Genomic DNA, 12,313 nt, shown 5'->3' with positions numbered 1-12,313 from the left:
CAATCGAGAATATTTTTACTTCAAATGGGAAAATTACCAATAATAATTCGGAAAGACAGGCGATTTCTCATGAATAAACCATCTCAGACGCTTTTTCCCCGTTTAGATCAAAATATAGGATTCGTGCAAAATGCTTTGTTTCATTCCCATGATATGAAGGTTCGATATTTCCCGTTCGAAGAGACACCGGCGGCGTTAGTGTATTTGGAATCTCTTGTCGATCCGATGTTAATCGAGCGGAATATCATCACCCCCATCAGCTTCGGCAAAGGCAAAAGTATTACCGAGCTTATAACGACGCTCCAGATGGAGGAAATCCAGGAACTGAACAAAGCAATTGAGGGACTTCTGCAGGGGAACTGCTTGTATATTATCGAGGGCGAGGATAAGCTCTATACTCTCAAAACACCGTCACAATATAACAGAAACATATCCGAACCGGATAACGAAGGGATCATTCGCGGCCCACATTACGGTTTTATTGAAAATTTGACCGTAAACCTGCACTTGCTCCGGCAGCAGAATAATGTGCCCGAACTAACGGTACGGTATTACAGTGTCGGCAATACAGTCCCAAGACAGATTGCGATGGTCTATATGCAGGGGCTCTCAGATCCCGAGTTGGTTAAGAAGGTTGAAAAAAGGCTTACCGATATTTCAATTGACACCTGCATGTCAACCGGGTTTATTCAGGAATTGATGGAGGATAATCCCTATACGATCTTCCCGCAGCATTTGAATACGGAACGTCCTGACCATACAAGCTCTTACCTGCTTGATGGGCATGTCGTTTTAATGCTGGATGGCGATCCGACCGCTCTCGTCGTCCCGGCTTGTTTCTTTACATTCTACCAAACGCCGGATGATTACAACAACCGATGGATGATCGCCTCCTTTGTGAGATTTATTAGGCTTATCAGCTTTATCACGGCGTCTTTGCTGCCTGCGATCTATATCGCGGTCGTTTCTTTCCACTCAAACGTGCTTCCAATTCAATTGTTTTTTACGGTCCAAGGTACGTTAACCCGGATTCCATACCCGCCGCTGGTGGAAGCTTTATTTTTGGAGCTGATTTTCGAGCTTCTGCGGGAGGCAGGGCTTCGTCTGCCCAGCCGCGTCGGCCAGACAATCGGGATCGTTGGAGGTTTGGTCATTGGAGACGCGATCGTCAAGGCGGGACTCGTATCTTTCACGATGACGATTGTCGTAGCATTAACGGCCATATCTTCGTTCCTTATTCCGTCCATTGAGATGAGCTCGGCGATTCGAATGGTCAGATTCCCGCTAATGGTCGCATCGGCATTGTTCGGTTTTATCGGAATATCGTTTGGATTGGCCATGTTGTTTATTCATCTGTGCAAACTTGAATCCTTCGGCAAGCCGTATATTTATCCGATCGCCCCGTTAAGGATCGGGGGGTTCAAAGATACGTTCCTGCGCTTTCCGATCTGGAGTATTCGCAAAAAAAAGCAGGGATCTGAAAAAAATAACTGATGGACCGATCATGATGAAGGGAGGGCCCTCATGGTTCAAGCAAAAAAGATATCACTCAGGCAGCTGTTTTTATTTATGATACAAGCCCAAATCGGAGTGGGGGTTCTCTCGTTGCCTTTCAAACTTGCCGAAAGCGCGAGGGGCGGCGAAGGCATCACAGTCTTAGTAACGGGGGTCATCACCCAAATCATTATCTTTATATTTTGGACGCTGCTCAAGAAATTTCCCGGGCTTAATCTGTTTCAAATCTGTCTCCGGCTCTGCGGTCCATTCATTGGCAATCTGGCCATCGCCTGCTACATTGGATATTTTACCTTGCTTGGGGCCAACGTTATGCTTAGCGCAGTAGAAATACTGGAGCGCTGGATGATGGAGGCTACTCCGAAATGGGTTTTACTGTTGTTGTTTGCCATCGCGACATTGTACCTGGCGAAGGAAAAGCTGACCGTGCTGGCCCGGTTTTTTACCTTGTCGTCCATGTTGTTCATTCCTCTGTTCATATTTGTAAGTTATGGCTTAACGCAACCCCATCCCGAGTACATGTTTCCGCTTTTCGAGGCAGGTATCTGGAATATTCTGAAAGCAACGAAAGATGCGACGATTTCCATGTACGGATTTGAGATCATTCTTATCATTTTTCCGTTGATTGACGCTTCGGACAAAAAGAAGCTGTTCGTGGTAAGCATGTCGAATCTGTTCGTCACGCTTTTTTACACATTTGTCGTCGTTACATGCCTTATGGTTTTTAATCCCGGTCAGCTTCGGGTCATCCCTGAACCCGTCATCTATTTGGTCAAGTCGCTTAACTTTTATGTCGTAGATCGTGCGGACGTGCTGTTTCTTCCGATTTGGTCGATCACGATTGTGTGCTCGATCGCCAGTTATACGTATGCCGCTTCCGTGGGCCTGACTCAATTGTTTAAACAGCAAGATCACCGTTTGTTTACGCCATACGTCAAAATAGCGATGTATATCATCGCTCTGATTCCGGTCACTCCAATTGCAATCCGCCTTCTGGATACGATCGCGGAATATGCAGCTTATCTGTTTATTGGCATGATTCCGCTGGTATTGATGATCGGCTCGCTTTTTGTCAGAAGGAAAGAAGGAGGAACCGTATGAAACGGCCAAACGCTGCACTGTCGATGATCATTGTGATTGCCATGCTGACGGGGTGTTGGGACCGCGAATATTTGAAGGATTTGAATCTTGCCTACAGCATAGGCTTTGATCTTACGAAGGACCATAAAATAAAGGAAACGGTCGAGCTGATCATTCCCCCTGAATCAGAGCAGACCGCCACCAAAAATGAAATCCATAGCGGTGTTGGGCTTACTTCGCGGGGCGCCAGCAACGAAATACGGAGCCGGGTCCGGGGCAATATGCGTGTTCTCAAAAACGGGATTCAACTGATTAGCAAAAGTTTGGCCCTTGATGGCATCATGGCTCCAATGGACGTGAATTTCAGAGATCCCGGCAACCCGATCGCCAATGTGCGTATGGTTGTTACCGAACATGAAGCAGGCGAAATCATTAATCAAAAAAAAGTCGGCGTGCTTAAAATAGGGGATTTTCTTACGCAAAAAATCAATAGTTTGGAAAAAATGAGCCTTTTTTATCCGCCGGAGACGGTGGATTCGGTGTACAGAGCCTTATTGGATCCGGGACAGGATTTCGCGCTTCCTTACATCACCAAGAAAGGGGAAGAGATCATTGCCAAAGGCGTGGCTTTATTCCATGATCAGTTTTACAGCGGCTCGCTGAATACGGATGAATCCATCGTTCTTGTATTGCTTAAAGGGCGCAGGGGAGACAGTGCACGCTTAACCAAAAAAATCGATATCAATCCTTCCGATTCGACTCACGGCGAAATCAGCTTTAATGTCGGCAAGAAAAAGATCAAACGGAAATTTAAGGTGTACGTATCCAAAAACGGAGACGTGCATGTCAACTTGAGCATTAAACTCAAAGCCATTGTCGAGGAATATACCGGGGCAACCCCGCTGAATGATAAGGCAATTTCGAGGGTGAATAAGGAACTGTCCGACATTCTGACAAAAGAAGCCCAAGATGTAATACGGAAGATCCAGAAGGCGAACTGTGATATATTTGGCGTGGGCAGACATCTGATCGCATATCATAATCATGTATGGAAGCAAAAAAATTGGGCGAAAGATTACCGCGACGTTCAATTTCATACGAAAGTCCAAGTTTCCGTCATTAGTACGGGCGTTATCCAGTAGTCTACAGGAGATGTGGGAGATCCCCGCGGACCGGCATTAGAAAGCGTCTAACGACATACTCTTGAAGAAGACAGACCGCATTTAGCGGATGTTTTTGACCGCACCCGGAACATTCCGGGCAGCGGTCATTTTCAAATTTTACAGCCAATCTCCGAACTTGCGGATATACAATTTTTTCACGACTTGAGTCATCAGACAGTAGCCTAGCAGTATCGCGATCAACCATGGAAAATATGCCAGCGGCAGCGGCTGCAATCCCACGCTCGTTCCGAGCGGCGAGAACGGGATGCAGATGCCGATTGCCATAATCAGACTGGTCAGCATAACGACAGGGGTGCTGGCCGTGCTTTGAATAAACGGAATTTTCTCCGTGCGAATCATGTGAACGATCAGCGTCTGTGACAGCAATCCTTCAATAAACCAGCCTGACTGGAACAGCCCCTGTGAATCCATGGAATTGGCCGAGAAAATATACCACATCAAGGCGAAAGTAGCGATATCGAAAATCGAGCTGATTGGCCCGATGAACAGCATAAAGCGGCGGACGGATCTGGCGTCCCATTTTTTCGGCGTGCTTAGATATTCTTTATCCATCCGGTCCCATGGAATCGAAAGCTGTGAAATATCATACAGCAGGTTCTGAATGAGCAGATGAATCGAAAGCATAGGCAGAAAAGGGAGAAAAGCGCTGGCGACGAGCACGCTGAACATATTGCCGAAATTCGAACTTGCCGTCATTTTGATATATTTGATCATGTTGCCGAAAATCTTGCGGCCTTCCATAACGCCTTTTTCGAGTACCATCAAACTCTTCTCGAGCAAAATGATATCCGCGGATTCCTTGGAAATATCCACCGCCGTGTCAACGGAAATGCCAACATCGGCTTCTTTGAGCGAAATCGCGTCATTGATGCCGTCGCCCATAAATCCGACCGTATGGCCATTGCTCTTAAGCGCGCGGACGATTCTCGCTTTTTGCATCGGGTTCACTTTGGCGAAGACGTGGAATCTCTCGGCCGCATCGGCCAGCTGCTTATCGCTTAACGCTTCGATGTCGTTTCCAAGTATCATCTGATTGGCGCTTATGCCGACATCCCTGCACACTTTCAAGGTAACTGCCGCATTATCACCCGTTATGATTTTAACGTTTACGCCAATTTCCTTTAATGCGCGGATGGCTTCCTTGGCCGTATCTTTTGGCGGGTCGAGAAAACCGATATAACCGGCAAGCACAAGATCTTGTTCATCCGAGACGCCGTAATGATCTTGGTGATCCGTCAACTGCTTCACGGCGACAGCGATGACGCGTAGACCGTCCGCATTCATTTTGTTCACTAGACCCAAGGCTTCTTCCGAAATATCAGATGTCATGGGTGCGATTTGTCCGTTATCCTCGACATGGGAGCAGATGCTGATCATTTCTTCGATGGCGCCTTTGCAGATAAGCAAATGTGAGCCATCCTGCTGCTTCAGGATGACGGACATTCGGCGCCGGTTGAAATCGAACGGAATTTCATCGATCTTGCTGTACTTTTTATCGGCCCTGCGCAGCGTATCCGAAGAAGCGGCTTGTTCCAAAACGGCGACATCCAGCAGGTTTTTTAGTCCTGTTTGATAGAAGCTGTTCAAATAAGCCAGAGTCAAAGCACGTTCATGATCACGGCCATGAATATCGAAGCTTTTATGCAGCACGATTTTGTCCTGTGTTAATGTTCCGGTTTTGTCTGTACATAAAATATCCATTGCCCCTAAGTTTTGAATGGCGCTAAGACGTTTGACCACCACTTTGTCACGGGCCATGCTGGCTGCGCCTTTGGCGAGATTGCCGGCGACGATAACCGGCAGCATTTCCGGCGTAAGACCAACGGCAACGGAAAGACCGAAGAGCAGGGCGTCCCACCAATCCCCCTTGGTGAAGCCGTTGATCAAGAAGATGATTGGAACCATGATCAGCATGAAACGGATCAGCAGAAACGTAATGCTCTTAACGCCCTTGTCGAAGCTGGTCAATGGCGGTTTGGAGAGGAGCGTGCTGGCCATCGATCCGAAGTAGGTATTTGCTCCGGTCGAAAGAGCTACACCCGTAGCCGACCCGCTGATGATGTTGGTTCCCATATAACATACGTTGCTCAGTTCAAGCGCATTGGCAGGTTTCGTATGCAAACGTCTCCGGCTCATTTGCTGGATCCCGCGCGGCAATGTGTCCATTTTTTCTACGGGCATGGCTTCTCCGGTTAATGCCGATTCCCCAACATGAAGATCCTTAGAGGATATGAGGCGCATGTCTGCCGGAACCATGTCTCCCGCAGACAGATGGATGATATCGCCGGGCACGAGCAGTTCCATATCGATTTCCTTTTTTTCCGTGATCCCATTGGGATTGCGGCGGCTTACCGTCGCCGTTGCTTTGACCATCGCTTTGAGCTTCTCGGCGGTCCGGGCCGAGCGATACTCTTGCGTAAATGTGATGATGGTGCTGACGGCAACCATGGTTGAGATAATCGATACGGCTTCAATATCATGATCGACGACATATGAGAAAACCGCAAGCGACAGCAAAATAAGAATAAACGGATTTTTGAAGCTGGAAAGAAGCTGGATATACCAGGCCGGCGTTTTTTCGTGGGCGATTTCGTTTTTGCCGTGCTGGAGCAGTCTCTTTTTTGCTTCCGTTTCGCTCAGTCCTTCCGGGCTTGAGGCCAGATCATCCATCAGATCTTCCTCGAATGTGATCGATGCCTGGATCAGACGTTCGGCGATTTCTTTGTTGAATTTTTCAATGTTTTTTTTAGGTTTCATCATGGGTAATACCTCCCGGTTCGGCAAAACTTCACTTGTGATAGCTGCCTGATTCATTTTGCATTAAAGTGAAGTGAAGTGGACGCAAAAAACGCTCTCCCCGCAACCAGAGAGAGCGTTTCGTCCGAACCGTAGGCAAAGGGCGGGCATGTCAAATAAGCATACTTAAATACAGCCCGATTGGTAGGCTAGAATCGAAAGTATGGGGAACATGCATGAGCGAAAGCATACGGCGCTCTCTCTGTATAGTTACAGGAATCAGATTTTTCGAAAATATACTATGACTCGGTCCACTATCCATTGAACATGTTCCCCCCTTTATGATTACAACTAAAAAATCCCCCCGAAAGACCTGGAGGGATCGAATAAACGCGCACACAAAAAACATTGACGTTTTCCCCCTGGTCGAGTTTTGGCACTATACAACGTAAAGAGATGCTTTCATCTCTTAGCCACTTTATGAAAAGCCTTAATCCGGCAATCCCTGTTCTACCCATGGGCATCTTTCGATATTTCTGGGCAGTGGCCTGTGTTTATATAGGAGCCTCACCTAACGAGGACTATTAAATTACTTCGCAAGCTTAATCCTAATTTTGAATCTTGTCAAGTGTAAATTGCATTTATTTCGGAAAGCTTGCCATGTCTTACTACCCATTTTCAATATATGCCGGACGAATTGGGAACGTACCGGGGATATTCGTTGATATTTTGCAGTATCATGCTTATCGGCTTTGAATGTTCAGTTCGGAGCGCGTGGAATCCCATTTTACGTCAAAGCCCATTTCTTTGAGCAGGGAAGCGGGGATCATAGTTGCACCGTTCTCCGTGTAAACAGGCATGGGCAAAGTAATACTCCTTCCATTCATTTCAGCTTCAGTTTGTGATGACTTGAAAGCCACAGTGACTTGCTTATATTTGAGACAATACGTGCTTCCGTATGCGGAAGAGGTGACTACAAGATCGGCATCAAGCGCTTTTGCAATGTCTTTAACCGGTATGCTGACTAGATTCTTATCCATGATGGCGGGAAAAGAGGAAACGAGCAAATTGCCGTTGACTTTTACTGTAACCGGCGTTCTGACCTTTTCGGGTAAATACACCATCCCATCGGTTTTGTTTTGTGGCACGCCGACCTCATACCATTTATTCCCTCCCCAGCCCCACACTTGCCCGGTGGAATCAATCGCCAAGCTGTGGTATTCTCCGGCGGCAATGGAGTTGATTCCTCTCAAGCCGTTAACTTTCCCTTCCTTACCTGCAGGTTTCTTCCCATATGTCCATACATCGCCCCGTGTGGTAAGCAGTACGGCATAGCCGTCCGCAGCCTGGATTTGCTTTACCTTTAGTTCTGGAAATATTTTGGAAGGTTTGGCAGATAGTTTCAAGACCGATGAAGACATGTCGAGTGTGCATTTCCAGGCCGTTCCGGCGGCATCAATTCCATACATTTGACCGTTAGAGGCAGTGGAGATCTGTTTAAATGCCGGAATGCCGGCAAGTCGGGCAGGAGGTGATAATTTCAACTTGTTATCTTCGAATTTATTGGAAAAAATCCAGAGAACACCTGCCGAATCAAGAGCATAAACCTTATTATCAGCGACACTGATGCTTGTAATCTTCGCTAATCCTTGCACTCTCACCGGCGTGCCGGGCTCGTATGTTTCTTGATTTCGTGTCCATGCCCATACTGTACCATCACGTTTCAAGGCATAGTTAACGCTCCCCATAGCCGAAACCTGGGAAACATCCGTTAAAGCGGGAATTTGGCGGGGGGTTTGCGTTTCTGTAGAACTATCAGATTTTTTTCCCCATTCCCACACGGTTCCGTCTTGCTTCACCGCAAGCTGGTAACCGGAGCCGCTGGTTGCAATCGATACAATGTCTGTGAGATGGTTCAATCGTACAGGGGCGCTTATGCTTGCGACTGCTGCATCCGGCAGGCCAAGTTCACCAAGGAGGTTGCGTCCCCATGTCCATACGCTTCCGTCTGCCCTCAATCCGACAGAATAGTAAGTGCCGGCTGTTACTTGAATAAATGCGGTTCCGGCAGTGGATTGACGAATGGAAGCGGATGCTGCCGATCCCGAAGAAGTAACGGAAGAATCTGCAGAAGTAGTGGAAAAAACATCATTAACAGGCAGAGCACCTGCTGCGGATAAGGAAGTTCCTCCTGCAAATATTGCCAAACCGGCAATCAAAACCGCAGCTGAGCGATGTCTAATAGCTGTAGAAGAATTATAATATTTGTGCATGTCCAAGTCCTCCCGAAAACCATATATTGGTTCATTGATGTCGTTTCAAATTACATAGACGGTTTTGCTTGCTAAAAGTTACTGAGGTTTATAAAAAAAGACTTACGTTACAAATTTCATATTCTCTGAGTGAACCGGCATGGGACTCACAATAAACCTCTGAAACTTCTCAACAAATCTCTAAAACTATACCCTGTTTCGGTAGAGAATGACTCAGAGCTACCTGAAAGTAACTATTAGACCAATAATCCGGGCGAACCCGGACCAATGGTTATTCAACTTTTTCCTGTTATTTTAGCACAAATAATGTATGGATATTTCTTACCCGCCCAAAAAAGTTTCTCTGAGCAAACCGCCTTGGCTGTGATACAATAGATAAGTTGATTTTGGAGAAGCATGACCGTGATTGGGGAGGAAGGCATCATACATGAAACGAACGCCATTTATTGCTGTTGAAGGTCCGATCGGAGCGGGGAAAACGACGCTGGCTTCGATGCTGGCGGAGAGAATCAAACTGCCGATCATCAAGGAAATCGTAGAGGAAAACCCGTTCATCGATAAATTCTATCGGAACATGGATGATTGGAGTTTCCAGCTCGAGATGTTTTTTCTCTGCAATCGGTACAAGCAGTTGAAAGAAACCGCAAGCGAATATATCAATCAAGGAAAACCTGTTATTTCCGACTATCATATTTATAAAAATCTCATATTCAGCAACAGGACCTTAAGCGGTATTGAGAGGGAAAAATACCGGCAAATATATCATGTCCTGACGGATGACCTGCCAAAGCCGAATATCATTTTCTATATCAAGGCCAGCCTGGATACGCTTCAGCAAAGGATTGCCAAACGGGGGCGGACTTTCGAAGATGGGATGGATCCGGGTTATCTGCAGCAGTTGATAGAGGATTATGATGCCGCAATGGCAGACCTTGCAACGCGCGAGCCTTCCACCGTTATCATTGCGATTGACGGAAACGCAGTCGATTTTGTCGAAAACAAAAAACAATTTGAAGAGATCGTCTCTCAACTGAAGGAGCATATGGAATGAACCAATATCATATCCCGGAGAATGCCATTATTACGGTGGCAGGCACTGTCGGCGTCGGCAAATCAACCTTAACGGCTGCTTTGGCGGACCGGCTGGGCTTCAAAACTTCGCTGGAGCAGGTTGAACATAATCCGTATCTGGAAAAGTTTTATCATGATTTTGAAAGATGGAGTTTCCATCTGCAAATTTTTTTCCTGGCGGAACGGTTTAAAGAACAGAAAAGGATTTTTGAATTGGGCGGCGGATTTGTTCAAGACCGCTCCATTTATGAAGATACCGGTATCTTCGCCAAAATGCATGCGGATCAAGGCACCATGTCGGAAACGGATTTTGAAACCTACACTAGTCTTTTTAAAGCCATGGTGATGACTCCGTATTTCCCGCATCCTGACGTGCTGATTTATCTTGAAGGCAGCCTGCCGTCGATTTTGAACCGGATCAAGGAACGCGGCCGCGAGATGGAAATTCAGACGGACGTTTCGTACTGGGAACGGATGTATGAGAGATATTCGGCCTGGATTCATGAATTTGATGCATGTCCGGTACTGCGCTTAAATATCGATGATTATGATGTGCATGATCCCGAATCCATGTCCGGCATATTGATGAAGGTTGGAGAAATCATCCGTCGATCATAAAGGAACAGGAATAAACGAAAGCTGGCGAATTATACTGCCCGCTTTCGTTTTGTTTTAACAAGCAAATAACAGCCCTCGAATTTCCAATTCGTACTTCTGACTGATTGTCCTCTCAAAAAGTTCGCTGTACAGTGGATCTTATACGTTACGCATGCAGCGAAAGGGTGATGGGATGAAGCCGAACGTTGGGGACGTTTATTGTGTATACATCGAAAAACTGCGCCAGTATACCGCTTGCCAGATTACGGGGGTTAAAGCGGAGGGGAAGTCCAAATCGCATGACCTGGTGGCGCTCTTGGAACTGGATTGGACCGGGGAAGAGCTGCCTCGCGAAGACGAACTGGGGAAGATGCAGCCATTGTATGGCGATTTCTTTTTTTGGGACAAAAATTTGGAACTCAGCTATGTTGGAGGAAACGTGCCGAAGAATTATATAAAAGTCGGCAATATTCCTCCGATTACAGATGGCAAAACGAATAGTTACGGAACATGGAACGTCGGGGACAGCATATACAGGCAGCTGAGATGGGAAGCTATCCCGGAAGAACGCCGAAAGGCGTTTAAGGAAGCAGCCAATGACAATTCGATGGTCGAAGTGGGAGGACGGAGTCTGCAAAGATCGACCCACTTCATTGACGATGAAGTTTTGCAGGGACTTGATGATTGGTCAGAGCTGGACAAGCTGCCATGTTTGACCCGGATCATAGCCAAAAAACCTTATGATTCCCTGTTGTCGTTCGTGAACCGTAATCCGTTCATTAACGAACTGCAATGGGAGAATCATGGATGTAGGGTCATCGATGTAAAGAGCAGTAATTTGGAGAGAATCATGTTGCAGGTTGAATTGCTAGAAGAATTGCATCTGAATCCAAACGCCGGCCAGCTTTCTTTATATGGTTCTGATTCAGCCGGATTAACGATTTACGCCTATGAAGGCGGACGATGGATGACGGCCAACTTTTCTGAAGGAAAACCTTTCGGCCGCGGCCTTGAACGACTTGGCGCCCTCCATTTGAATGGCATCCAAGAGCTGGATATGCGGCAAATCGTACAATGCTACCCGGCTCTTAACGAATTGCGCCTGTGGGGAAAGCCGGGAATGGTCACGAATATGGAGAGCCTTGCCCAACTTGTCGGGCTGAAATATTTCAGCACATTCGACCTCTTTGGATTTACCGGCGAACAGTTTCCTGAACCCGATCAATTCCCGCAATTGACCTGGTTATGGTTGACCAGTCTGCCTGCGGATACGGCCAAAGCGGTTAAGGAAAAGTATAAAAAAGAAATCGGCAAAGGCCTGGATCTTTCTATTACCAAACCACGCAAGCCGGAGTGGTTAAGGGAAAATCTGTTGAATCCTTTCCGTGACTGGGACGGACGGGAGCATATTACCGCCGCCAACGCGAAAAAAGCGGCTGACGTCTACAAAAAGACCATTGCCGCTATTCATTCCGTCGTAAAGCAAACGCAAGGCGGTGCAGCCGATATCGAGAGATTGAAGCAGGAGCTGCGATCGACCGTCTTGAATTATACGGAAGCTTTCAACAAAATGGACCGGCGAACCGGCTTTATCGAAACGGTTGAGCGCGAAGAAATTTACATGGTGTTGGCCGATTTGCTGCAAACCGCCAAACAGCAGCTGGAATCCGCCGGCGTCAACATCGATGACGAAGTGTTGTTCCGGCCATTCCACGAGCTGCGGGAATTTTGAGGCTGCCAGGATGCTGAAAAATACATCTAAACGTGAGAAAATTATGTTGATCAAGGCGCCTCTCTGTAGGCGTTGCAAATGTAACGATTTGATTCTTAACGAAGCTGCAGCTCCGATAAAGGAAG

8 protein-coding genes and 1 riboswitch are annotated in these 12,313 nt (G+C 46.9%); of the genes, 6 read left to right on the top strand and 2 right to left on the bottom strand.

What is annotated here, in order from left to right:
* Positions 1-69: 69 nt before the first annotated feature.
* The 3 genes from L6442_RS18330 to L6442_RS18320 are packed head-to-tail and all read left to right on the top strand — an operon-like array spanning position 70 to position 3,737.
* Positions 70-1,494: a spore germination protein gene (locus tag L6442_RS18330; RefSeq protein ID WP_212976540.1), complete on the top strand. Its 1,425-nt coding sequence runs from the start codon at positions 70-72 to the stop codon at positions 1,492-1,494.
* 30 nt (positions 1,495-1,524) lie between these two features.
* Entirely contained in the window at positions 1,525-2,616 is a 1,092-nt protein-coding gene (locus L6442_RS18325) for a GerAB/ArcD/ProY family transporter (RefSeq protein WP_212976539.1), read from the top strand.
* Positions 2,613-3,737 carry a Ger(x)C family spore germination protein gene (locus L6442_RS18320; RefSeq protein ID WP_212976538.1) on the top strand — a complete coding sequence of 375 codons (1,125 nt, stop codon included), beginning with the start codon at positions 2,613-2,615 and terminating at the stop codon, positions 3,735-3,737. Before L6442_RS18325 ends, L6442_RS18320 begins: the two co-directional genes overlap by 4 nt.
* Positions 3,738-3,875: 138 nt before the next feature.
* Here the strand turns inward: L6442_RS18320 and mgtA are convergent, their stop codons facing one another.
* Together mgtA and L6442_RS18310 are read right to left on the bottom strand one after the other, a co-directional pair.
* Positions 3,876-6,539: a magnesium-translocating P-type ATPase gene (gene mgtA / locus L6442_RS18315; protein ID WP_237099977.1), complete on the bottom strand. Its 2,664-nt coding sequence runs from the start codon at positions 6,537-6,539 to the stop codon at positions 3,876-3,878.
* Positions 6,540-6,927: 388 nt separating this feature from the next.
* A riboswitch (M-box (ykoK) riboswitch) is annotated at positions 6,928-7,101 on the bottom strand.
* Between the two features lie 157 nt (positions 7,102-7,258).
* Positions 7,259-8,788, bottom strand: coding sequence for a stalk domain-containing protein (locus L6442_RS18310; RefSeq protein WP_212976536.1), 1,530 nt, complete (start codon positions 8,786-8,788; stop codon positions 7,259-7,261).
* A gap of 427 nt (positions 8,789-9,215) precedes the next feature.
* Here L6442_RS18310 and L6442_RS18305 point away from each other — a divergent pair, with 427 nt between their 5' ends.
* The 3 genes from L6442_RS18305 (at position 9,216) to L6442_RS18295 (ending at position 12,188) form a co-directional block, all read left to right on the top strand.
* A complete protein-coding gene (locus L6442_RS18305) occupies positions 9,216-9,839 on the top strand; it encodes a deoxynucleoside kinase (RefSeq protein WP_212976535.1) in 624 nt (207 codons plus the stop codon).
* Positions 9,836-10,477, top strand: a complete 642-nt coding sequence (locus tag L6442_RS18300; RefSeq protein ID WP_212976534.1) for a deoxynucleoside kinase — start codon at positions 9,836-9,838, stop codon at positions 10,475-10,477. The genes L6442_RS18305 and L6442_RS18300 overlap by 4 nt, the downstream gene beginning before the upstream one ends.
* Positions 10,478-10,649: 172 nt before the next feature.
* Positions 10,650-12,188, top strand: a complete 1,539-nt coding sequence (locus L6442_RS18295; protein ID WP_212976533.1) for a hypothetical protein — start codon at positions 10,650-10,652, stop codon at positions 12,186-12,188.
* The last annotated feature ends 125 nt before the right edge of the window (positions 12,189-12,313 follow it).

The sequence above is a fragment of the Paenibacillus azoreducens genome, from assembly GCF_021654775.1.
Lineage (GTDB): Bacteria > Bacillota > Bacilli > Paenibacillales > Paenibacillaceae > Paenibacillus_AQ > Paenibacillus_AQ azoreducens.
The sequence above is the reverse complement of the archived record's forward strand: the minus strand, read 5'-3'. Positions and strand labels throughout refer to the sequence as shown.